This is a genomic window from Planktothrix agardhii (genome assembly GCF_904830935.1).
Lineage (GTDB): Bacteria > Cyanobacteriota > Cyanobacteriia > Cyanobacteriales > Microcoleaceae > Planktothrix > Planktothrix agardhii.
In genome coordinates this window covers 3,949,716-3,971,928 of the sequence record NZ_LR882952.1, presented here as the reverse complement: position 1 = coordinate 3,971,928, position 22,213 = coordinate 3,949,716, and the positions used below count along the sequence as shown (strand labels likewise).

19 protein-coding genes are annotated in these 22,213 nt (G+C 42.6%); 7 read left to right on the top strand and 12 right to left on the bottom strand.

The features are described 5' to 3' along the window. Positions 1 to 100 precede the first annotated feature (100 nt). The 6 genes from NMG88_RS18385 to NMG88_RS18360 all read right to left on the bottom strand — a co-directional run bounded on the left by NMG88_RS18385 (position 101) and on the right by NMG88_RS18360 (position 7,322). On the bottom strand, positions 101 to 1,774 hold the full coding sequence (locus NMG88_RS18385; RefSeq protein WP_227350425.1) for a DUF3352 domain-containing protein: 1,674 nt from the start codon (positions 1,772 to 1,774) through the stop codon (positions 101 to 103). A gap of 347 nt (positions 1,775 to 2,121) precedes the next feature. Continuing rightward, positions 2,122 to 3,300 carry a magnesium/cobalt transporter CorA gene (gene corA / locus NMG88_RS18380; RefSeq protein ID WP_227350426.1) on the bottom strand — a complete coding sequence of 393 codons (1,179 nt, stop codon included), beginning with the start codon at positions 3,298 to 3,300 and terminating at the stop codon, positions 2,122 to 2,124. Positions 3,301 to 3,405: 105 nt separating this feature from the next. Continuing rightward, positions 3,406 to 3,870, bottom strand: coding sequence for a nitrate reductase associated protein (locus NMG88_RS18375; protein WP_227397701.1), 465 nt, complete (start codon positions 3,868 to 3,870; stop codon positions 3,406 to 3,408). A gap of 91 nt (positions 3,871 to 3,961) precedes the next feature. Continuing rightward, complete coding sequence (locus NMG88_RS18370; RefSeq protein WP_026785704.1) at positions 3,962 to 5,029, bottom strand: LOG family protein; 1,068 nt, start codon at positions 5,027 to 5,029, stop codon at positions 3,962 to 3,964. 217 nt (positions 5,030 to 5,246) lie between these two features. Then, the gene (gene trxA, locus NMG88_RS18365; protein WP_042153525.1) at positions 5,247 to 5,570 is read right to left on the bottom strand and encodes a thioredoxin; all 324 of its coding nucleotides are present in this window, start codon (positions 5,568 to 5,570) and stop codon (positions 5,247 to 5,249) included. A 588-nt stretch (positions 5,571 to 6,158) separates the two neighbouring features. Next, the gene (locus NMG88_RS18360; RefSeq protein ID WP_026785702.1) at positions 6,159 to 7,322 is read right to left on the bottom strand and encodes a GuaB3 family IMP dehydrogenase-related protein; all 1,164 of its coding nucleotides are present in this window, start codon (positions 7,320 to 7,322) and stop codon (positions 6,159 to 6,161) included. 266 nt (positions 7,323 to 7,588) lie between these two features. On the opposite strand from NMG88_RS18360, the gene NMG88_RS18355 reads away from it, so the two are divergent. Beyond that, positions 7,589 to 8,227, top strand: coding sequence for a peroxiredoxin (locus tag NMG88_RS18355; protein WP_042153532.1), 639 nt, complete (start codon positions 7,589 to 7,591; stop codon positions 8,225 to 8,227). A gap of 111 nt (positions 8,228 to 8,338) precedes the next feature. Then, complete coding sequence (locus NMG88_RS18350; protein WP_026785700.1) at positions 8,339 to 9,322, top strand: cysteine synthase A; 984 nt, start codon at positions 8,339 to 8,341, stop codon at positions 9,320 to 9,322. Positions 9,323 to 9,533: 211 nt separating this feature from the next. On the opposite strand, the gene rsgA is transcribed toward NMG88_RS18350, so the two are convergent. The 5 genes from rsgA to grpE all read right to left on the bottom strand — a co-directional run bounded on the left by rsgA (position 9,534) and on the right by grpE (position 15,244). Further along, entirely contained in the window at positions 9,534 to 10,673 is a 1,140-nt protein-coding gene (rsgA, locus tag NMG88_RS18345) for a small ribosomal subunit biogenesis GTPase RsgA (RefSeq protein ID WP_254035686.1), read from the bottom strand. Next, positions 10,670 to 10,939, bottom strand: a complete 270-nt coding sequence (locus NMG88_RS18340) for a sulfurtransferase TusA family protein (protein WP_042153536.1) — start codon at positions 10,937 to 10,939, stop codon at positions 10,670 to 10,672. The genes rsgA and NMG88_RS18340 overlap by 4 nt, the downstream gene beginning before the upstream one ends. Positions 10,940 to 11,067: 128 nt before the next feature. Further along, positions 11,068 to 12,198 (bottom strand): molecular chaperone DnaJ, encoded by a 1,131-nt coding sequence (gene dnaJ, locus NMG88_RS18335; RefSeq protein ID WP_026796142.1) that lies wholly within the window; start codon positions 12,196 to 12,198, stop codon positions 11,068 to 11,070. Between the two features lie 18 nt (positions 12,199 to 12,216). After that, positions 12,217 to 14,298 carry a molecular chaperone DnaK gene (dnaK, locus tag NMG88_RS18330; protein ID WP_227350427.1) on the bottom strand — a complete coding sequence of 694 codons (2,082 nt, stop codon included), beginning with the start codon at positions 14,296 to 14,298 and terminating at the stop codon, positions 12,217 to 12,219. Between the two features lie 211 nt (positions 14,299 to 14,509). Next, positions 14,510 to 15,244: a nucleotide exchange factor GrpE gene (grpE, locus tag NMG88_RS18325; protein ID WP_042153542.1), complete on the bottom strand. Its 735-nt coding sequence runs from the start codon at positions 15,242 to 15,244 to the stop codon at positions 14,510 to 14,512. 353 nt (positions 15,245 to 15,597) lie between these two features. On the opposite strand from grpE, the gene NMG88_RS18320 reads away from it, so the two are divergent. The 5 genes from NMG88_RS18320 to NMG88_RS18300 all read left to right on the top strand — a co-directional run bounded on the left by NMG88_RS18320 (position 15,598) and on the right by NMG88_RS18300 (position 21,322). After that, positions 15,598 to 15,990 carry a hypothetical protein gene (locus NMG88_RS18320; protein ID WP_193372725.1) on the top strand — a complete coding sequence of 131 codons (393 nt, stop codon included), beginning with the start codon at positions 15,598 to 15,600 and terminating at the stop codon, positions 15,988 to 15,990. A gap of 14 nt (positions 15,991 to 16,004) precedes the next feature. Then, positions 16,005 to 18,008, top strand: a complete 2,004-nt coding sequence (locus tag NMG88_RS18315) for a GspE/PulE family protein (protein WP_042153548.1) — start codon at positions 16,005 to 16,007, stop codon at positions 18,006 to 18,008. A gap of 184 nt (positions 18,009 to 18,192) precedes the next feature. After that, complete coding sequence (locus NMG88_RS18310) at positions 18,193 to 19,293, top strand: type IV pilus twitching motility protein PilT (protein WP_042153550.1); 1,101 nt, start codon at positions 18,193 to 18,195, stop codon at positions 19,291 to 19,293. Positions 19,294 to 19,420: 127 nt separating this feature from the next. After that, positions 19,421 to 20,554: a type II secretion system F family protein gene (locus NMG88_RS18305; RefSeq protein WP_227350428.1), complete on the top strand. Its 1,134-nt coding sequence runs from the start codon at positions 19,421 to 19,423 to the stop codon at positions 20,552 to 20,554. A 159-nt stretch (positions 20,555 to 20,713) separates the two neighbouring features. Beyond that, a complete protein-coding gene (locus NMG88_RS18300; RefSeq protein ID WP_042153554.1) occupies positions 20,714 to 21,322 on the top strand; it encodes a hypothetical protein in 609 nt (202 codons plus the stop codon). A gap of 24 nt (positions 21,323 to 21,346) precedes the next feature. Here the strand turns inward: NMG88_RS18300 and NMG88_RS18295 are convergent, their stop codons facing one another. Next, positions 21,347 to 21,937 (bottom strand): DUF4126 domain-containing protein, encoded by a 591-nt coding sequence (locus tag NMG88_RS18295; RefSeq protein WP_042153557.1) that lies wholly within the window; start codon positions 21,935 to 21,937, stop codon positions 21,347 to 21,349. Positions 21,938 to 22,213 lie beyond the last annotated feature (276 nt).

Here is a 22,213-nt window from a genome sequence, read left to right as displayed (position 1 = left end):
GTAATGGGGATCAGGGATTTAAGAGGATTTCACGGATTTTAATCTGTGTTAATCTGCGTAATCATCTTGAATCCGTGATCGGTTTTGGGTAATAGGGTTTTTAGGGTTCTTTTTTGGGAGTTGCAGTTGCAGGAAGTTGAGGGCTAGGTGTTTTAATTTTAACAAAAATATCATAACGGCTGGTGCGATCGCTTATAATTGCAGTAGTTAATCCAATTGATTGAATCGCATCAATCCATAACTTTTGACCCGGGGGAAGTTGAGGTAAGGATAGAGTTCTAACATTCGGATTAAATACCCGTTCAAGATTTATAAAAAAGTTGCCATTATTCGGGTTTAATCCCATTGGAACAGTTTGCTGAAATAGCGGATTAGCAGTGATTTGAGCTTGAGGTAAAGGCACAATTTGATCCGCTACCGCTCCCCCCAAAGTAACAAAGGCCACATCGGATTCTAACCAACCCCGAGTTACCATAAATCCCCCAAAGGGAGACACCCATTGCACCGCCGATTGCTCCTTAACTTTAATTTCACTAACCTTAAATTTCTTATTCTTCATCACTTCATCTAACTGGGTTAAAGCCTTATCCGCCGCACTGCGATCGAAAACCTTCACCATTAATACTAACCCCGCCGTAAATCGTTCTAAAGCTCTCGGATTTGGATTAGCTGGAACTAAAGATAAAGAAAATTCCCCACCCATCCAATTCAGAACATCTTTTTCCAACTCCATCCCCGTCGCCGATTTAAAACTCGAACTCAAAACTTGAGGATTCAAGGGCGCTATCGGATTAGCATTTGCCCCTTGAGTGTAATCTTCCCAAACCCGTTTTAAATTACTTCCAGAAACCATCATTAATGTATTTTCTGGAATCCGCCTGAGAATCTCTTGAGCTTTATTTTCAACAGTAAATTTTTTCTGACTATTAGGTTTTAACCAAGATACGGATTTTAAACCTACGCCCTGAGTTTCTAAATTAATATTAGTAGCTAATCCTTGATGTTGTTGTACCTGTTCTAAATTTTTATCAGGAATTGGATTAGGAGAACGATAGGAGGCAATTTTTGTGGCGACGGGAATATTGAGGTAAACTTGAGCAAAGGGATTAGGGGTTTTAATCTTTTCTAAACTAGCAGCATATCCAGGGGTTTTTGCTAAGGAATCTGAACCTCGATAAGTATCAATTACCCGTTCAGTGGTACTCCCATCGGTGGTAATAACTAAAAAATCTTGTCCGAGGACAGAAATCGAATAATTCTGTTTAGGATTTCCCTGGGTTTCAATAATATCAACCCCTCGATAGGAGCGCTGAGTAGTTTGACCCTGTTGTGGTGTTCTCGGTCGTGATAATAATTCTTTAGCTTTGGTGGGGTTAGCAATAGGAAATACCATTACCATCGCCTGTTGATTCAGGGTCGTAGAAGCGTCCGGGGTAGGAGCCGTCCCAGAAATCAAGCTAGAATTAGGTAAAGAAGCGATCATCACTTCTTGACCGATCCAAGGCTGAATATCCTGTTGATAATCATAGCCATTGTCTGTAAATACCCGATTTTGCCAATTTTTGAGAATATCTTGCAACGCCGCTTGAGATTGGACTGTGCCGTATTGGTTTAATTTATCCCATTGTTGGCCATTTGTGGAGAGAGATACGGCCACCATTGCTTCCTGGGGAACAACATTCGCACCCAGGGGAACACCTTCTAAAAATTTACGCGAAACTAAACCGTAGTAGGCTGCAATTCCACCTCCTACCAGCAGTGTCGCAACTCCCACAGTCAAAACTAGATTGGGTTTGATTTTTTGGATCATGAATGGCAAGGATGGCTTTAGACAACCAGTAAACAAGTTAATTCGATATCGAGGGAGATTTTAACCCAGGCGGTTACACTTTGCAAATTCATGATTAAACAACCTACATTTATAGGCGGTGCGTGCGCTTCGCTGTTGCGGGGTGGGGCGGGTTTATTTAGATTTATTATTATTCACAAATATTCTGGCGAACCCGCCCCTACATTCAGTTCGACCTACTAGCATAATTGTGACTATCCTAGATTGTCATGAGTTTGATTTTATCGCAATTCGTAGTCAGGCGTGAACGCCTGTTAGCCCTAAAGGGCTTACTACGTTATTTTATCTTGATCTTGAGGATCGGAAAGATTATTAAACCAACCGCGTTTCCAGAAGAAGAAAAATAACCCTAAAGCGATGAAAAACATCATTCCCAAACAGACAGGATAACCCCAATACCAATTGAGTTCGGGCATATTCCAAGGAGAATTTTCGGGGTTAAAATTCATGCCGTAGACTCCAGCCACAAAGGTTAGGGGAATAAAAATAGTCGAAATAACGGTGAGCAATTTCATGATTTCATTCATTTTATTGCTCATCGTAGACATATAAATTCCCATTAAATCCGAGGATAATTCTCGATAGGTTTCTACCATATCCCGAACTAAAATGGTATGATCATAACAGTCTCGCAAATAAATCCGAACTTCTGGACTAATTAAATCGCTTCCATCCCTAATTAACACATTAATCGCTTCCCGTTGCGCCCAAATTGCTCGTCGCAGGGTAAATAAATCCCGACGAATACTATAAATTTTAGCCAGATCTTTAGGTACAGGATTAAATACAACCTTGTCTTCTAAGTCTTCTAAAAGATCGCCATATTCTTCTAATACGGGGAAAAAACCATCAATAATTGCATCTAAAATCGCATAGGCTAAATAATCAGCCCCTTGTTTACGAATAATTCCTTGATTATAACGAATGCGATCGCGAACAGGTTGTAAACAATCATATTCCGCTTCTTCCTGTACCGTTAGTAAATAATTTTTGCCTAAAATAATACTAACCTGTTCTTTATGTAGGGGATCTTCTCCTGGTTTGATCATGATCATCCAAGCCACAATTACCAGTTGACCATCATATTCTACTACTTTAGGACGTTGGGGAACATTCACCACATCTTCTAAGGCAATGGGATGTAAATTAAACACCTTCGCCATCCGATCCCAAGTGTCCTGATTTCCTAATCCTAAAATATCTAACCAAGAAACAGAATGGGTATCTAAATAGGGTGCACATTCCTCCGGTGTTTTTAAGATTAAACGAGTTGCCATTTCGTCGCTATAATCAATTAACACCATTTCTGGAGGGGGATCATCCGCTTCCACATCTAATGTTCCCGGTGGTGTTCCCGGATCATCATAGAAATAATCTAAATTAGATTCATCTTCATCTTCATCAATGACAGAATCGAGGGGGGGCATTGTGGATTTTATACTATGTGCCATAAAAAAACGGCCCTGAAGTTTAATGAAATGGGTTTAGAAATCGCAAAACTAATCCTAGTTTAACCGATATGGTTCAAAAGGTAACTTAGTATTTAAAAAAAAACTCTATAGGTTTTTTTCTAAAAGTTTAAATTCTCTTAAAGCAGGTAAAAAGTTTTTGTTTTCATGGCTAGGACGGCTTAATTTTATTAAGGAAAATCGTTGTAAATGGCTTAAGTCTTGCCATTGTTTTAAGGTAATATTAACACCAATTTCTTCTAACTTTTGCTGTACTGCATCCGGTAATTTTGTTATTTCTAACCAAAGGGGGTGATCCTCAATCGGTAAATCCTTAAGGGGAATATTAGTATATTGTTCAGCTAATTCATACAGTAAACTCCGATAACCTGTAATTTCTTCCGGTGTATTAATCGAATTTTGGACTAACTGTTGACGAGCCTCCTGACTAAATTTATTCCAATGTTCTAGTTTTAACTTCACCCCACAACTATCAAGTTTATACCGCACAATCATCGGAATACAATGCAAAGATTCAACAAAATCCTGTTCAAATTCAAACAAATTATTCATAAAGTAGTCCTATTTCCGATTTTAGCTCGTTTATTAAAGATTCTATATCTTCCCCAAAACCCATCACCCATTACCCATTACCCATTACCTGCTATTTCTGCTCTGGATGAGCCGCTTCTGGGGAAGTAGCACCCATTTGATTAATTGTATAAATCATTTGATACAATCGCCCAACTCGACGTTGATTAAAATGGAAGGTTAAACGGGGTAATTCCTCTGTGTCGTCGCCAACTTCTTCCGGTAAGGCTTGAGTTTTTTCAATCTTACCTTTAGATAACATATCGTGAAACTCCGTATTTAGTTGTTCCACTTGTTGCTCAGATAATTCCGATTTTAACCGCATGACAAACTTATCTTTAACATGACGACTAGAATGATAGACTTGATAGAAACTGGCGATCGCTTCACAAGCAACAGACAAATCATCCGTAATTGTATAAAAACTGGGATCATCTGGTGAAATCAACCCCCGATTTAGCATTTGTTTATGAATAAATTGGTTGAGATCATACCAATAATCTCCCCCTGGACGATCCACCAAAATTAACGGGGCGGGGCCGAATTTCCCCGTTTGAATTAAGGTTAAACATTCAAAGGTTTCATCTAAAGTCCCAAAACCCCCTGGAAACAGAGCCAAAGCATCACTTTCACGCAGAAAAAATAACTTGCGTGTGAAAAAATACTTGAACATAATCGCTTTTTTATTCCCGTGAATATAAGGATTAGAAGATTGTTCAAAGGGAAGTTGAATATTTAACCCAAACGATAAATCCAGACCCGCCCCTTCATTTCCCGCCTGCATAATCCCACCTCCACCCCCGGTTAATACCATAAAACCTTGTTGGGTGACATATTTGGCAAAATCTGCCGCCATCCGATATTCTTGCGTATCAGCAGAAATTCGAGCCGAACCAAAAATACAAATTTTGCGAACATGGCGATAGGGATAAAAAATTTGAAAACCCCGCTCTAAGTCCAATAAAGAAGCCGAAATAATTTTCCAGTCCAGGGTTTCAAATTCCTCTCCAGCCATCCGAACTAGACTAGAAAGCGATCGCGAAATCCATTTTTTATGCTTTAAATTCGGCAATTTATCCACCAACTGGATAATATCTGCTTGTAGAGAATCTACCGCTAAACTAATATCTGAGGAGTTCATAAAATTTATCACCTAAAACAAAGCGCCTTAGAGCCAAGGTTCCAAGACGCAATACCCGTGAATAATCAGCTTGAGGTTCAAGTATCACTTTCCTGGGAATCGAAAACCACTTTGATCAACTAACTCAAACTCACTCTTTTTTTAAGTCTGTTTTTAAGTTAAGTCATCAACCCCTGCAACAATGATTCAAGTGTTCTATTGGTTACTTTTAGGAGAATTAAATATACTTCTCCAAAGTAGTTGCTAAAGTCGTTTTAGGAATAGCACCTACAACCATATCCACCTTTTGACCATCTTTGAAAATCATCAGAGTTGGAATACTGCGAATTCCATACTGACTAGCAGTATTAGGATTTTCATCTGTATTCAGCTTGACTACTTTGAGTTGTCCAATATATTGCTCTGCAATTTCCTCTACAACTGGTGCAACCATACGACAAGGCCCACACCAAGGAGCCCAAAAATCCACTAATACCGGGATTGGACTCTCAAGCACATCGGCTTTAAAACTAGCATCAGTAACTGGTAAGGCGTTGGACATCCCTAGAAATCCTTATATATAAAAGACCCTATCAAATTCGACAGTCCCATTGGAAATACTTTAGTATTTCGTGATGGATTCTTGTATGACAGACGAGATTGGCATTGAGTTAAGGTTAAATTTAACTGGCTCCCGGCAATCACGTCCACAAGCATTTTAATCCTTCCGTCTACTGACCGTCTAAAAGTAGACAAAGGCACAGAGCAGCTAATTTCTCTCTGATTTTTGCTGGCTTTTTGTCTCCCTCACCCTGAAAAATTGGAGGTCTATACCCCGTCTTTTTAGGCCAGGTTGCTAACTCGGGCGTTATTTAGCATAACCCTATCCAATCTTACCGTAAAAGGATCTTCTCTTTTACGATTGTTGAGAGTGGAGATTGACAGCCGGTGCAATTGACTTTAATTGCTAGGATCAAGAAACCGCCCGAACAAAAGTCCAGGCGGAGTGTGGTGTGAGGAGTGAACGGAAACATACGTCTCCGCTTCTTCTATTGTGCCATTTTATTTCATATAATTCTAGGTTGGGTTGTAAGTTTTACAACGATTTAACAAGTTTTGTCAATAATTCTGAAACCCAACCCCGATTAATTTATTTGCCCATTCCCAACTGTTGGGCTTTTTGATAGACTTTTCCTTCGGTCAACAGTGAAGGCGCAATCACCACTTCCACCTGCTGCATCTCTTGAATGGTCTGCGCTCCCAGGGTTCCCATACTGGTTTTTAACGCCCCCAATAAATTATGAGTCCCGTCATCAAGTTGAGCCGGGCCACGCAAAATTTGTTCTAAAGTTCCCGTTGTCCCCACCCGAATCCGAGTTCCACGAGGTAACACCGGGCTAGGGGTCGCCATACCCCAATGATAGCCGCGTCCGGGTGCTTCTTTAGCCCGGGCAAAGGGGGAACCAATCATCACCCCATCAGCACCACAGGCGATACATTTACAGATATCTCCTCCGGTAATTAGGCCACCATCAGCAATAATTTCCACATAACGTCCGGTTTCTCGGTAATAATCATTCCGGGCGGCGGCACAGTCAGCCACGGCCGTTGCTTGGGGAACTCCCACCCCTAAAACCCCTCTGGAAGTACAGGCTGCACCTGGGCCAATCCCTACTAAAATTCCCGCCGCTCCCGCTTTAAGTAAATCTAGGGTGACATCATAGGTAACGCAGTTGCCCAAAATCACCGGAATCGGCATTTCTTGACAAAACTTAACTAAATCCAGAGGAATAACTGACTCTGGAGATAGGAATGTGGTTGATACCACCGTGGCTTGGACGAAAAATAAATCAGCCCCGGCCTCAGCCACCACCAAACCATATTTACTCGCTCCCACAGGGGTCGCACTCACCGCCGCAATTCCTCCTCCTGCCTTGATTTCCTGAATCCTTTGGATAATCAATTCCGGTTTAATCGGTTCTGCATATAATTCTTGCATTAGGGTGACAAACCCTTCTTTCCCAACTGAAGTGATGCGGTCTAAAATCGGTTCTGGGTCTTGATAGCGGGTGTGAATCCCTTCTAGGTTTAATACCCCCAATGCTCCCAATTTCGATAATTCCACAGCCATCCGCACATCAACTACCCCATCCATGGCACTGGCAATAATCGGAATTTCTCGTTGAATGCCACCAATTGTCCATGTTGTATCTGCTAAACCCGGGTCAAGGGTACGTTGTCCAGGGACTAACGCAATTTCATCAATGCCATAAGCTCTGCGGGCAACCTTGCCCCGACCAATTACAATATCCACTCTTGTATGTGTTCCCAAGACTCTATTTTTAATTAGACTATCATAATGGAGCCAAAGGACTGTCCCTAAGCATGGAATGGTTAGTGGGTAGTGGGTAGTGGGTAGTGGATTGATTACATTCTACTAATAATTGATTATATTTTTGATCTGACTGGATGGATTCTATCTGATATTTCTTGAATTTTTCTGATTACTCCTTAAATCCGATGGGGAAACTGGGGTATAATAAGAACACAGATTTTCATTGAACTTAGAGGATATTAACTATGACACTTCGACTTGGGGATACTGTCCCTAACTTTACTCAAGCCTCCTCTGAAGGGGACATCAGTTTTTATGATTGGGCTGGAGATAGCTGGGTGGTATTATTTTCTCACCCGGCCGACTATACACCCGTTTGTACAACAGAATTGGGCACTGTTGCTAAGTTAAAACCCGAATTCGACAAACGCAATGTTAAAGTTATTGCTCTGAGTGTGGATGATACCGCATCCCATAAAGGTTGGATTCAAGATATTAATGAAACCCAAAATACTGTGGTTAATTACCCCATTTTAGCGGATGGCGATCGCAAAGTATCCGAATTGTACGATATGATTCATCCCAATGCTAATGCGACCCTGACCGTGCGTAGTGTCTTCATCATTGACCCTAACAAAAAACTGCGTTTGAGCTTCACCTATCCCCCGAGCACCGGACGCAACTTTGATGAAATTCTGCGGGTAATTGATTCTCTGCAACTGACTGACCACTATAGCGTTGCTACTCCCGCCGACTGGAAAGATGGGGAAGATTGTGTAATTGTGCCCTCCCTAAAAGACCCTCAAGTCTTAAAAGAGAAGTTCCCCAAAGGTTATCAAGAAGTTAAACCCTATTTACGTCTGACTCCTCAACCCAATAAATAAACCCATCTTGAACAAAAAACTCGGTTTCACCAAGCCGGGTTTTTTGCATTAGTCCTGTTAATCCCTAAAATAAAAGAAACCCACTACTAAATTTTAACTAGGACGTTGCTCATGGACATCAAAAACGGTTTTATCGGCACAATTGGGAATACACCTTTAATTCGATTAAATAGTTTTAGTGATGAAACTGGCTGTGAAATTTTAGGGAAAGCAGAATTTTTAAATCCGGGGGGGTCTGTGAAAGATCGGGCGGCTTTATATATTATTAAAGATGCAGAAGAAAAAGGATTACTTAAACCCGGTGGAACCGTTGTAGAAGGAACCGCAGGTAATACTGGGATTGGATTAGCTCATATTTGTAATGCGAAAGGCTACAAATGTTTAATTATTATTCCCGATACTCAATCCTCGGAGAAAATGGAAGCATTAAGAACTTTAGGGGCAGAAGTTCGTCCGGTTCCTGCTGTTCCTTATAAAGACCCCAATAATTATGTAAAATTATCGGGACGTTTGGCTTCAGAAATGGAAAATGCAGTTTGGGCGAATCAATTTGATAATTTAGCTAATCGGATTGCCCATTATGAAACCACCGGGCCAGAAATTTGGCAACAAACCGATGGCAAAGTAGATGCTTGGGTGGCTGCTACCGGAACCGGAGGAACTTTTGCGGGGGTTTCGCTGTTTTTAAAAGAGAAGAATAATCGGATTAAAACCGTTGTTGCTGACCCGATGGGAAGTGGTTTATATAGTTATGTGAAAACCGGAGAAATTACCCCTCAAGGTAATTCGATCACAGAAGGTATTGGGAATAGTCGAATCACGGCAAATATGCAGGATGTTCTAATTGATGATGCGATTTTAGTCGATGATCAAGAAGCTGTACGGGTGGTTTATCAACTATTAAGAAAAGACGGATTATTTATGGGGGGTTCCGTTGGCATTAATGTGGCGGCGGCCGTAGCTTTAGCGAAAGAAATGGGCCCAGGTCATACCATTGTAACGGTTTTATGTGATGGAGGTGCTCGCTATCAATCTAAATTGTTTAATAAAGAATGGTTACAGGAACGGAATCTCTGGCCGAATAATTTAGATTAGAAAACCACCAGACTCCTAGAAATCGGGTTTCTGGAACAATCTTCACTTATAGCAGGGAACAGCCCCCCCAAACCCCCCGTGCACGGGGGGGAGGGAACACCGGGGGAAACACTTTACCGTCTGGGTTCCAATATCCGTCTGGTGTCTTAACTGCCTTGGCGGTTGCTATAATAGGACTTTTAAACACAACTCAAATAGGATTGCTATAGTGTTATTCATCATCCTTGAATTCTTCACATAAATCCTGTAAGGTTTGATGTTGAAAACGACGGGAAGAACGACGATATTTCTTACTTGCTAACTTAGGTTCTAATTGTTGTTTACCTCCTAATTTTGTTTTAGATTTCGTATTGGTTTCTATATCCGGTTGTTGTTTAATAGCTTCTTGATAGGCGATCGCAGCTTCTAAAAACTCCAAATAAATCGGATAACGTTCCCAGTCGCCCCGGACAATACAATTCGGTTCATCTCGATGGGAACAATCACTAAATTGACATTTTCCAGCACTAAAACGGTGTTTTGCTTCCGGGAAATAATCAACTAATTCTTCTGGATGACATTCTAATTCGGGTTGATTAAATCCCGGTGTATCGGCTAATAATCCCCCAGTTGGTAATTGAAATAATTCAACATGGCGAGTGGTATGTCTTCCCCGTCCTAACTTTCCTGAAACCGTAGCAACTCTAATATTAAGACTCGGAATTAATTGATTAATTAAACTGGATTTTCCCACCCCAGAGGGGCCAGAAATTACTGTAGTTTTATGTTTAAGTTGATGAAGTAAAGTATTCTCGTTAAAGGTATTTTCAGCTTGAAAAAGAGATTTTTGAATCACTCTATGCTCAGAATTAACCGTATATTCCAAACCATTATTAACACTAATAAATAAAGGATAATATCCACAGTTTAACAAGCGATCGCGCCAAAATAATAACGCATCGGTCGAAACTAAATCGCACTTATTCAAACATAAACAGACCTCTAAACTCGTTGATTCCGCCTTGACTAAAAACCGACTTAAAGCCGTGATTTCTAACTCCGGTTCTGCGATCGCAAAAACCAATAGAATTTGATTCGCATTGGCAATCGGAGGACGACTCAGTTCCGTAATTCGGGGAAACACCCGAGCAATCGCCCCTCGTTTTCCCGACCAGTCCGGTTCCTCCACGACCACCCGATCCCCCACCATCACCTGCTGACCCATCTTTTTTAAAAGAGAACGACGGGTACATAATAACAGTCGTTGCGGGTCTAAAACCCCGTCGGATTCGAGTTGAACCTGATAGAAATTCGCTTGAACCGCGACAACAGTTCCCACCAGTTCCTTTATCAAGGGGTCATCGGTTGTCATTGAACAGATTTAGGAGTGAGTGGACAACGAACCTGAACCTCAAAAAACTCCCCACAATCTTTGATTTGTTCAATATCATATCCTGCCATCCTTAAACTATCAGGAACCTGTTCAATGGGTTCTCCCCCGTCCAACCAAACTTCCAAGAGCGAACCTGGTGTCATCTGTTCTAAGCGGAGTTTCGTCCGAACAAAATTCAAAGGACAAGGCGTTCCCCGCAAATCCAATTGAGCATTATCCGGAGTTAAAGTATCAATTTTTACCATAAAAATAATATCTCAAAACGATAAAATGAGAAATTTCAAAACAATCCGAGAGCAGGGGATAAAATTTAGGCCAAAAGTTGGCGCATAGAGTATCAATTACCTCTCCTGCTCTCCCCACCCCTACTCCCCTACTTTTGGTGGAATAAGTTACCCAGAAACCCCTCAATTCCGCCCTTTCCCGTCCGATCGCCTCGAATTTTGACCAATTGTTCCAGCAGTTCCCGTTCTTCCTGTGCCACCTTAGTAGGAATTTCCACCAGAATCGTGATTAAGTGATCCCCCCGACTCACGGGATTTCCCAGACGGGGAACCCCCTTATTTTCCAGGGTTAATACCGTTCCTGGTTGAGTTCCCGCCGGAATCGTTAACTTAGTAGGGCCATCAACGGTTTCCACCTCAAAATCAAACCCAAGGATTGCCTGAAGATAGCTAATTTTGACTTCCGATAGAATATTAATCCCATCCCGTTTAAATTTCGCATCAGGTGCAACTGACAGGAACACATATAAATCCCCCGGAGGCCCACTGCGTTTTCCCGCATCCCCCTCGTTCGCGACCCGTAGACGAGTACCATTATCCACCCCGGCCGGAACATTAATTTTTAGTTTCTTCGTGACTTCATTTAAACCCCGACCGCCACAGGTGGAACATTTATCCTCAATCATCTGTCCTGTGCCATTACAGTTCGGACAAACGGAAACCTGAGTAAAACTGCCAAAGGGAGTCCGAGTCGCCCGACGGACTTGACCACTTCCGCCACAGGTGGAACAGGTTTGGGGGCGAGTCCCCGGTTTTGCCCCGGTTCCGGTGCAGGTTTCACAGGTTTCTAAATGCTTAATTCGGATTTCCTTTTCTCCGCCAAAAATCGCTTCTTTGAACTCTAAACGCAGGTCTAAGCGTAGATCATCCCCCCGCGCAGGGCCAGTACGTTTACGCGCTTGGGTATTACCGCCTACCCCGCCGCCGAACCCACTGAAGAAGCTCTCAAAAATATCAGTAAACGGATCGGTAAAGTTGGGGTCAAAGCCAGCCGCACCACTAGATACCCCTGCTTCTCCAAAGCGGTCATATCGTGCCCGTAACTCCGGTTCTTTTAGCACTTCGTAGGCACGACTAATTTCTTTAAACCGTTCTTCGCTGCCTGCTTCTTTATTCACATCGGGGTGATACTTGCGAGCTAGGCGACGATAGGCACGCTTAAGTTCTTCTGTATCTGCCTCACGGGAGACACCCAATATTTCATAATAATCGCCTGCCATAGAGTATTTTGCCTAAAATTATTCAGTGAATTGAGACGTAAAAGGATTGCCCGGATCGGTTGTTGGCTCTGGAACAGAAACAGGATCTATTCCAAACGGGGTGTCGATGATACTGTTGTTCACGAGGGATAACCCGCTACTGGTATCATCTGTATCTTCCATGCCTTCTATATCTTCTGCATTTTCAGTTTCTTCTGCATCTTCTTGAGTGGCATCCAATTTTGAATCCTCAGAAGCGAAAGACGAAGACGGGGACGGGGACGGGGACGGGGACGGGGAAGAATTCTGGCCAGCTTGTTCATAAATGGCCGAACCCAAAGCATACAACATTTCTTGGAACGATTCCACCTGTTGTTTCATCTCCTCGTAGGAGATCTCGGCATTTGCCACCGCTTTTTTTAAGGCCGCAGCTTCTTGACGGACTCGTTCTTTGAGTTCATCGCTAATCTGGTTAGCATTTCCTTTCAAGGTTTCTTTACAATTATAGAATAGGGTTTCGGATTGATTTTTCAGATCGGCAACTAAACGCCGTTTTTCATCTTCATCGGCATAAACTTCTGCTTCTTGACGCATCCGTTCAATTTCTGCTTCAGTTAGTCCTCCGGTATTACTAATTTCAATACTTTGTTCCTGTCCGGTTCCTTTATCCTGAGCCGAAACTTTGAGAATACCATTGGCATCGAGATCAAAGGCTACTTCAATTTGAGGAATACCCCGTTTAGCAGCCGGAATACCACTGAGGAGGAACTTGCCTAAACTTTTATTATCCTTTGCCATGGCCCGTTCTCCTTGAAGAACATGAATTTCTACGGAGGACTGACCATCAACGGCCGTAGAAAACATTTGAGAACGGCTGGTCGGAATAGTAGTATTGCGTTCAATAATTTTAGTTGAGACTCCCCCTAGGGTTTCTAAACCTAAAGATAAGGGAGTAATATCTAATAACAATAAATCTTTCACTTCCCCGGCTAAGACCCCGGCTTGGATGGCGGCACCTAAGGCAACGGCTTCATCGGGGTTGACTGAACGATCTGGGGTGCGACCGCCAAAATAATCACTAATGGCTTGTTGCACCGCCGGAATTCGGGTAGACCCCCCGACTAAAATAATCCGATTAATTTGATCTGGTTGTAAACTGGCATCTTTGAGGGCTTGGGCAACGGGTTCGATGGTGCTGTCTACGAGATGTTTCACTAACCCTTCAAATTCACCTCGACCGAGTTCTAGTTCCAAATGTTTGGGCCCAGAATCATCGGAGACAATAAACGGTAAATTAATTGAAGTGGTGTTCCTATTTGATAACTCAATTTTGGCTTTTTCAGCGGCTTCCCGTAACCGTTGCACCGCCATTTTTTCCGATGATAGGCTAATTCCTTCCTGGGTTTTGAATTTTTGGATCATCCATTGCACAAGACGGTTATCAAAATCATCCCCACCCAAGTGATTATTTCCGGCCGTTGATTTGACTTCAAAAATCCCGTCTCCGAGTTGCAAAATGGAGACATCAAAAGTACCACCTCCGAGGTCAAAAACCAAAATTTTCTGCTCTTGGTCTTGTTTATCTAACCCATAGGAGAGGGCGGCGGCCGTGGGTTCATTAATAATCCGCAGCACGTCTAACCCGGCAATGGTTCCGCCGTCTTTGGTAGCCTGTCTTTGAGCATCGGTAAAATAGGCGGGAACCGTAATTACTGCTTGGGTGACGGGTTCCCCTAAATAGGCTTCAGCATCTTCCTTGAGCTTTTGTAAGACCATCGCCGAGATTTCTTGCGGGGTATAAATTTGGTCGCGAATTTTCACATTCACGGTATCATCCTTGCCCTTAACACAGTTATAGGGAACCCGGGAACGCTCTTCTTCGGTATCTTCCCAGCGACGCCCAATAAACCGCTTAATGCTGTAAACAGTATTTTCCGCATTGGTAACGACTTGTCGCTTGCCTAATTGACCGATGATGCGATCGCCATACTTCCCAAATCCCACAATACTAGGAGTCGTTCGTCCTCCCTCAGAGTTGGAAATTACAATGGGTTGACCCCCTTCTAAGACCGCCACACAACTATTTGTTGTCCCTAAGTCTATGCCAATGACTTTTCCCATAACTCCTCTTATTCAGTTATCAGTGATCAGTGATCAGTTATCAGTTATCAGTTAATAGTTGTCAGTCATCAGTTATGATCAGTCAACAATTATGTTCAGTAACCAGTTATCAGTTATTATCGGTAAACAGTGATCAGTTAACAACTATTGTCGATCAATAACTAGGTATTAACTGTTAACTATTAACTGATAACTGATTACTGATAACTGATTAAGGGTTTTCTGCGTCGGCCGTTGATTCTGCTGTAGAATCGGTTTCAGGAGCGGTTGCAACCTTCACCATGGCATGACGTAATACCTTTTCTCCCAATTGATAACCGTGCATTAAATCCTCAATTACCGTTCCTTCTGGGTAGGCATCCGTAGGTTCTCGCATCACCGCTTCATGTAAATTCGGGTCAAAAGGCTCTCCCTCTGGACGCATTACCGCTACCCCAAGTTGTTTGAGGGAATCTACCATTAATTTATAAACCCCCTGGTAACTTTTGTGGATATTCATTTCCGCATCGGTTTGGGGTTTAATTTGAGATCTAGCCCGATCAAAGTTATCCACCACCTGAAGTAACGGCTTCAGGGTTGACCCTTTAATGGAAATTTCTAAATCCTCTTTTTCCTTTTGAGTCCGTTTGCGGAAGTTCTCAAAATCCGCAGCTAGACGGCGATATTGCCCCGTGATATCTTCTAGTTGAGCTTTCAAGGAAGCATTAACTTCTACTAAGGCCATAACTTCAGCAGGAAAGCCCTCCCCGCTTGATTCTATTTCCTGACCAAAGGTGGTTTCGGGGGTAGCAGTTGTGTCCGTTGCCACAGAAGTTTCGGAGCTTGATTCTGTCGCGGTTGTGGCATCATGTTCGAGATCACCAAAACTTTTCGCTTCCGATTCAGAGGTTGAATAGGATTGACCCGTTAGTTCATCAGGATTATTCGCGGTTGAATTAGATACCATAATCGTAATTTGTCCTTATTAATCACAAAAATAAGCGCGAGATTTCCTAAACCTTCAAGATATTAGGAGCAACCTCACTCTTGATCATCATGGCGTAAACGTTACTTCAAAAATTTTAACTGAATTGGAGCCATTCATTCCATCTCTGAGGGAACACCACAACACCGCAACACCGCAACAGTAGGATTTTGTGGGAATTTGCCTTGAATCAGAAGTGCTTCCATTGACTTTCTCTAAAAAATACAACCTCGTAGCTGGGGAAAAGCTATCATCAACACAGATCATCGATAAATTAATCAACGTCAGGAGATAGAATCCGTCAATTATACTTAGGGCAATGTATTTTCTAAGTGTTGAAACAGTCTATACTACAAAAAGAAGGAAATGTTTTCTCAAACATTGAAGGCGGTTATGTGCAGTGGCAAACCCTACAGTTAGCTGATCTAAAAAACACTAAAAAGCTATTTCCTGAATACAAGAACTTGGATTCCCAAGTTTTGCAGGATGTAGTGAATCGGGTGGAAACTTCCTTTTCAAATTTCACAACGCCGCGGTGGCATTCTTGTGAGTGTGGTGAGTCTTTAGATCGAGACTATAACTCAGCCAATCTTATCAAAAAGATTGGTCTGAATTATAAAAGTGGCGGGGGAACTCCGTCACTCAAAAAAGCCCTTGCAAAAAGGGAAAAAGAAGCCTGCGGTCTAACTGTACGACCTTGGCTGTCAGGTTCGTTCACAGATATATAACTTAAGTCTAGGCTATGACTAATACATCCCAAAGACGCGCCTTGGTTGTTCAAAGTAATACTCCCTTTGGCAACAAATTAATTCAATCTGGTTATATTAATCCTGAGCAGTTGCAGCAGGCTATAAAAACAGCCCGCCCCGGTCAGCCCCTAACGGAAATTTTAGAATCGATCACGGGTCAGCCCCTGCCCCCGGAGTTAGCCCGTCAGTACAAAAAACAACAGTTATTTGAACTGAGAATTATTCATGGGGTCGAAGCCTATGATCCTGAAATTGAACCGATGACGACGGAAGAACTCGAAGCCATGCTGAAATTTCTGGAGACAAGTTTAGAAACCTGTAAACGCCATCGCTTTATTCCCCTACGCAAGGTCGAAAGTGATCCATCTTCGGTCTTAATTGCGATGGTTGACCCCGATAACCTGACGGCGTTGGAGGAGTTAAGAAACCAAATTCTACGACCCCAAGCCCTGAAGTTACAACGGCGGGTAATTACCCATGAAGATTACGATCAAATCATTTCCGCCTACAGTGATGAAGATGTTAAACGCAAAGCCGTCGAAGCTGCCATTCGTGACAAAGAAAAATTAGATTTTACCGCCGGGGATTTTGACACCACAGACCTCGAAGATATGGGGGATGAAGGCGGTGGCATGGATTTGGCCGATGAAATCGAACAATCGGAAACCGCCCCGGTGATCAAAGCGGTGAACGTGATTTTAGCCAAAGCTCTCTCGGAAGGGGTGTCTGATATTCACGTCGAACCCCAAGAACATGAGATGCGGATTCGGATGCGTCGAGATGGGGTTTTAGAAGAATATTATAAGTTTCCGAAAAAGGTGATTCCCGCCATTACCTCCCGGTTTAAGATTCTAGCGGAAATGGATATCGCCGAACGCCGTCAAGCCCAGGATGGTCGGATTCGTCGGAAGTTTCGAGGACGGACGATCGATTTTCGGGTGAATAGTCTCCCCAGTCGCTACGGGGAAAAAATTGTTTTGCGGATTTTGGATAGTTCCTCAACTCAATTAGGGTTAGATAAATTAATTACTGATCAAGAAACCTTAGCCTTAGTTCGGGAAATCGCTTCTCGACCCTTTGGGTTGATTTTAGTCACCGGGCCAACGGGTTCAGGAAAATCCACCTCCTTGTATTCGGTTTTAGCCGAACGCAACGATCCAGCGATTAATATTAGTACGGCCGAAGATCCGATTGAATATGCCTTACCCGGAATTACCCAGTGTCAGGTAATTCGAGAGAAAAATTTAACTTTTGCTAATATTTTACGGGCGTTTTTACGACAAGATCCCGATGTTTTATTGGTGGGGGAAACGCGAGATTTAGAAACGGCCAAGACTTCTATTGAAGCCGCCTTAACCGGACACTTAGTATTAACTACTTTACACACAAACGACGCGGCTGGGGCGATCGCCCGTTTGGATGAAATGGGGGTGGAACCCTTCATGGTGTCAGCCGCCTTATTAGGGATTCTCGCCCAACGTCTGATGCGTCGGGTTTGTGGCGAGTGTCGGATTCCCTATACCCCCACGGTTGAAGAACTCGGTCGTTATGGACTTTCCGCTTCCCAAGAAGTTGATATTACCTTCTATAAAGCCAATACCATTCCTATTGAACAACGGAAACATCTGGCGGATTCGGGTCAGTTGTGCAAAAAATGTAATGGACTGGGTTACAAAGGTCGGGTAGGGGTGTACGAATTCTTGAAGGTGACTGAAAGACTGCAAACCCTAATTACCAAAGGTGCCCCCACGGAACAAATTAAAGAAGCTGCTGTAGAAGAAGGGATGAAAACCATCTTAGCCTACAGTTTGCAGCTAGTCCGCGAAGGCTATACCACCTTTGAAGAAGTGGAGCGGGTGACGTTTACCGATTCTGGTTTAGAAGCGGAACTCAAAGCCAAACGAAAACAGGGCTTAACCTGTAAGAGTTGTGAAGCGGAATTGAAACCGGAATGGTTAGATTGTCCCTATTGCATGACTCCACGCTTTACTAGCTAAACATGGGGGAAAATTGCTATTTCCCAAAGGTTTCCTGTGGGGTTTAGAACGGTTTCGGTGCTTAGTAAAACACAACTATTGGGAATACTAGGAGAAATTCTTAATTTTCACAGGTTTTGGGTTAACAGCAGGTTAATACCAGAACCGAGCAAATCGTTACAACTTAATTTAGAGGAGAACAATAATGGGATTAATGATTGAAGACGCTTTAGAGTCTTTAGTCGAGCAGGGGGGGTCTGATATTCATATTCAAGCAGGCGCACCTATCTTTTTCCGAATTAGTGGAAAACTGACCCCTCAGCCTCAATTTGGGGAAACTCTATCCCCCGAAGAAGTGCAAGCTCTGATTTATCAAATGCTGAATAATATGCAGCGTAAGCAGTTAGAGCAGGAGTGGGAATTAGACTGTGCTTATGGGGTACGGGGACTAGCACGATTCCGGGTGAATGTCTATCGGGAGCGGGGTTGCTGGGCTGCTTGTTTACGGGCCTTAGCCTCTAAGATTCCCAATGCGGATAAATTAGGGGTTCCCCAAGTGATTCGGGATATGACCGAACGCCCTCGGGGTATGGTGTTGGTAACTGGTCAAACGGGTTCGGGTAAAACCACAACCATGGCGGCTTTGTTAGACTTAATTAATCGGACTCGCTCGGAGCACGTCCTCACGGTGGAAGATCCAATTGAATATGTGTTTCCTAACATTAAAAGTTTATTCCACCAACGACAAAAAGGAGAAGACACTAAGAGTTTTGCGAATGCCCTAAAAGCGGCATTACGGGAAGACCCCGATATTATTCTGGTTGGGGAAATGCGAGATTTAGAAACTATTGGTCTAGCGATTTCTGCCGCTGAAACAGGTCACTTAGTCTTTGGAACTCTGCACACGAACTCAGCCGCGGCGACGGTAGACCGGATGTTAGATGTATTCCCACCCATTCAACAACCTCAAGTCCGATCTCAATTATCGGGTTCACTGGTGGGGGTTTGTAGTCAAAACTTGGTTCCCGCCATTGGGGGCGGTCGTCGGGCTTGCATCGAAATTATGATGAATACTCCGGCTATGGCTAACTTAATTCGGGAGGGAAAAACCGCTCAAATTTACTCCCAAATTCAAATGGGAGGAAAGTTGGGAATGCAAACGATGGAAATGGCTTTGGCGAGACTCTATACCGAGGGTCAAGTCACTTGGGAAGCGGCGATGAGTAAATCGTCTAAACCCGATGAGTTGGAACGTTTAATTGGCCCGGCTCCCTCGGCGACTAAGGGACAAAAAGCCAGAGCTTAATCAGTCATCGGTCATCAGTTATCAGTTATCAGTGTAGAGACGTGCGGTGAGCGCAGTGATGCCGTGGGCTATTGGCACGTCTGTACCAGTCATCAGTAAAAAATTAATACTGAGTAGGTAAAAATATATGTCAAGCAGTGCAGTTCGGAGTCAAGTCAGAAACAGAGGTTTCGACTTTAAACGAATCGAAGAAAGTATTAGTATTGCCCTCGCAAGTATTACCGTTAAAGATTTGGCAATTTTTGCTCGTCAGTTTGCCTCAATGTTTAACGCCGGAATTTCGATGGCAAAATGTTTAAGTGTATTATGTGATCAATGTAGTAATGCGAAGTTAAAAAATGCCTTAACTTTTATTCGGGCTGATGTGGAAGAAGGGGTAGAACTTTCCTTAGCCATGAGAAAATTCCCCGATATTTTTGATCAGCTTTTTATTAGTATGGTCTCGGCGGGAGAAACTGGGGGGGTGTTAGATGAAGTCTTAGAAAGACTAGCAGTAATGATGGAAAAAAACCACAAAACTAACGCCGAAATTGCTTCGGCTATGTCCTATCCCAAAACCGTTGGCTTTATTGCCATTGCGATCTTTTTTGGGATGACAACTTTTTTACTCCCCACCTTTGCGAAAGTGTTTCAGGATATTGGGGCAACACTGCCAGTATTTACGCAGATTATGCTCAATATTAGTTCCTTTTGTCGAACTTGGCCACCGATTCCGCAAGCTATTGTGATCGGGACTTTGGTGGGTTTATTAATGATTTATAAAGCCGTTTATAAAACTCCTGCTGGCAGAATGTTTTTTGATAAGCTATTTTTAAAGTTACCAATTTTTGGCAACCTGATTCAAATTTCTGCTGTGGCGCGGTTTTGTACAATTTTTGGCAGTTTAACCCGATCTGGGGTTCCAATTATGAACTCTTTGCAAATTGTGGAAGAAGTGGCGGGAAATGCGGCGATCGCTTTATGTATTGCCAATGCCAGAGATTCTATTCAACAAGGAGGTTTAATTAGTTTAGCCTTACAGGAAGGAAATGTATTTCCCGGGTTGGCAATTCAAATGATTGCCATTGGGGAAGAATCCGGGGAACTTGATAAAATGTTAATGAAAGTCGGGGCGTTCTATGAAACGGAAGTGGAAGAAGCAGTAAAAGGACTTACCAGTATGTTAGAACCTTTGATGATTGTGATGGTGGCTGGAATTGTCGGTTCAATTTTGTTATCTATGTATTTGCCCATGTTTTCAGTCTTTGAAAAAATGGGTTAAACACATTAAGAAGGGAACACCGGAATAGGCAATAGGCAACAGGCAACAGCCTTAATATTCCCTGTTCCGGTGTTCCCTCCCCCCTAGCCCCCCGTGCACGGGGGGTTTGGGGGGGCTGTTCCGGTGTTCGTAATTTCAAATTAATTTTTTATTCAGGTTATGTCTATTCAAAAATCTCATTATGAAGCGTTGCTGGCAGAATATAGTAATTGTGAATCCGCGATTACTTTACTCAAGCAACATCGTCCTTATTTTGAAATGGTTCCGAGTATTCGCCGTTCTGATGATAGTGTGATTACGATTCCCTTACCCATTGTGCGTTTGCGTCAGGGAGTTTCCTATTCAGGACAACAGGGAATTAGTATTAAACCAGGCGATGCGGTGGGTTTACCCTGTGATATTGTGATTCTAATGTGTGATCCAGAATGGAAAGTCAAAATCGGGCCAGAAATTTTTATTTTTATTCATCGTCCCCAAGAAGAATTATCGGATTTATTAAGGCGCTGGCGATTAACTCAAGTCTTATTAGATCAAGATTATGAATGGATTATGCCGCATCATTATAAATACGTTGAGTCTCAAAAGGCAGAGGATCTTTATCCTTTATTTGTTTTATTTCCCGACACATCCGAATCAATTAAACGGGGATTAATTGGGGCTAATTTACCGTTTGTGATCCACTCCTTAGAGGAGATAATTGACAATTATGAATACCCAGATTTCGATAAAATCCCATTAGAAGAATATCAAGAATTTGGTGGAGAATGAGGATCAACTTTGACACTTCATTAATTAATCCGGTTCCCGTTTATAACGTCGGGGGTTGCGTTCTCCAGGGTGACTTTGTTTCCTGTACCAGCGATACCATTCCCCAGAAATCCGAATGGAAAGCCATAGTAATAATAATGCAATTAATCCCCCCTGTTTAGGGGCATCGAAGGCAAAAATTACTAAGAAAACACAAAGAATATCCTGTGCTAAAATCACCCATAGGGGCAAACCCCGTAGACGATAAAATAATCCTGTTTGTACTAATTGTAAAACCAGAGCCAGTAAACCCGCAACAATGGCAATAATCCAATATAAGCTCGGTTGAACGTTAGTTACTTTTGCGATCGCTAAACCCAAAATAGCACCCACAAAGGGGCTAAATAGTAATTGTATTATTTGTAAAATCCGTTGTCCTAGTATTTTTTTTGATGCAAAAATTTCAAATAATGACCAACTAACGAGAACCCCAACAACGACCTGTGGAGAAAATTGAGACAGAAAAGGTACACTCGACCATAAATCATTTCGCAATACACCAATAACCAGTAAAGGTAAAGCAATCCTTAATCCCGCCGCCGCCGAAGCCGATAGCACCGCTAGAAGTTCAATCATAAATCAAAGTGAGGAACAAAGTATTTGATACCGAAAATTAAATAGGGGGTCTGAGCCTGGTTTAAAGGGTGATCTTATATTCTATATACTAATTATAATTTGGTTAAAAATGGGGATTTTATTCCCTCTATTCAATAAATGAAGTTTATAGCAAAAGGCAATAGGGAATAGGCAATGGGCACTCTTGTAAATACTTACTGTGAGCAGCTTTTAGCTTTCAAGAATGTCCTAATAGATGCGGCAACTGATATATCTATCAAAATTTATGTGTTTATA

What these genes read in the sequence shown, in the direction of transcription:
- dnaK (WP_227350427.1), bottom strand. Translation starts at nt 14,298, where the DNA reads ATGGGAAAAGTCATTGGCATAGACTTAGGGACAACAAATAGTTGTGTG.
- NMG88_RS18340 (WP_042153536.1), bottom strand. Translation starts at nt 10,939, where the DNA reads ATGGTAAAAATTGATACTTTAACTCCGGATAATGCTCAATTGGATTTG.
- rsgA (WP_254035686.1), bottom strand. Translation starts at nt 10,673, where the DNA reads ATGACAACCGATGACCCCTTGATAAAGGAACTGGTGGGAACTGTTGTC.
- grpE (WP_042153542.1), bottom strand. Translation starts at nt 15,244, where the DNA reads ATGGTATCTAATTCAACCGCGAATAATCCTGATGAACTAACGGGTCAA.
- NMG88_RS18375 (WP_227397701.1), bottom strand. Translation starts at nt 3,870, where the DNA reads ATGAATAATTTGTTTGAATTTGAACAGGATTTTGTTGAATCTTTGCAT.
- NMG88_RS18295 (WP_042153557.1), bottom strand. Translation starts at nt 21,937, where the DNA reads ATGATTGAACTTCTAGCGGTGCTATCGGCTTCGGCGGCGGCGGGATTA.
- NMG88_RS18370 (WP_026785704.1), bottom strand. Translation starts at nt 5,029, where the DNA reads ATGAACTCCTCAGATATTAGTTTAGCGGTAGATTCTCTACAAGCAGAT.
- NMG88_RS18355 (WP_042153532.1), top strand. Translation starts at nt 7,589, where the DNA reads ATGACACTTCGACTTGGGGATACTGTCCCTAACTTTACTCAAGCCTCC.
- dnaJ (WP_026796142.1), bottom strand. Translation starts at nt 12,198, where the DNA reads ATGGCAGGCGATTATTATGAAATATTGGGTGTCTCCCGTGAGGCAGAT.
- corA (WP_227350426.1), bottom strand. Translation starts at nt 3,300, where the DNA reads ATGGCACATAGTATAAAATCCACAATGCCCCCCCTCGATTCTGTCATT.
- NMG88_RS18300 (WP_042153554.1), top strand. Translation starts at nt 20,714, where the DNA reads ATGTCTATTCAAAAATCTCATTATGAAGCGTTGCTGGCAGAATATAGT.
- NMG88_RS18310 (WP_042153550.1), top strand. Translation starts at nt 18,193, where the DNA reads ATGGGATTAATGATTGAAGACGCTTTAGAGTCTTTAGTCGAGCAGGGG.
- NMG88_RS18350 (WP_026785700.1), top strand. Translation starts at nt 8,339, where the DNA reads ATGGACATCAAAAACGGTTTTATCGGCACAATTGGGAATACACCTTTA.
- NMG88_RS18305 (WP_227350428.1), top strand. Translation starts at nt 19,421, where the DNA reads ATGTCAAGCAGTGCAGTTCGGAGTCAAGTCAGAAACAGAGGTTTCGAC.
- NMG88_RS18315 (WP_042153548.1), top strand. Translation starts at nt 16,005, where the DNA reads ATGACTAATACATCCCAAAGACGCGCCTTGGTTGTTCAAAGTAATACT.
- trxA (WP_042153525.1), bottom strand. Translation starts at nt 5,570, where the DNA reads ATGTCCAACGCCTTACCAGTTACTGATGCTAGTTTTAAAGCCGATGTG.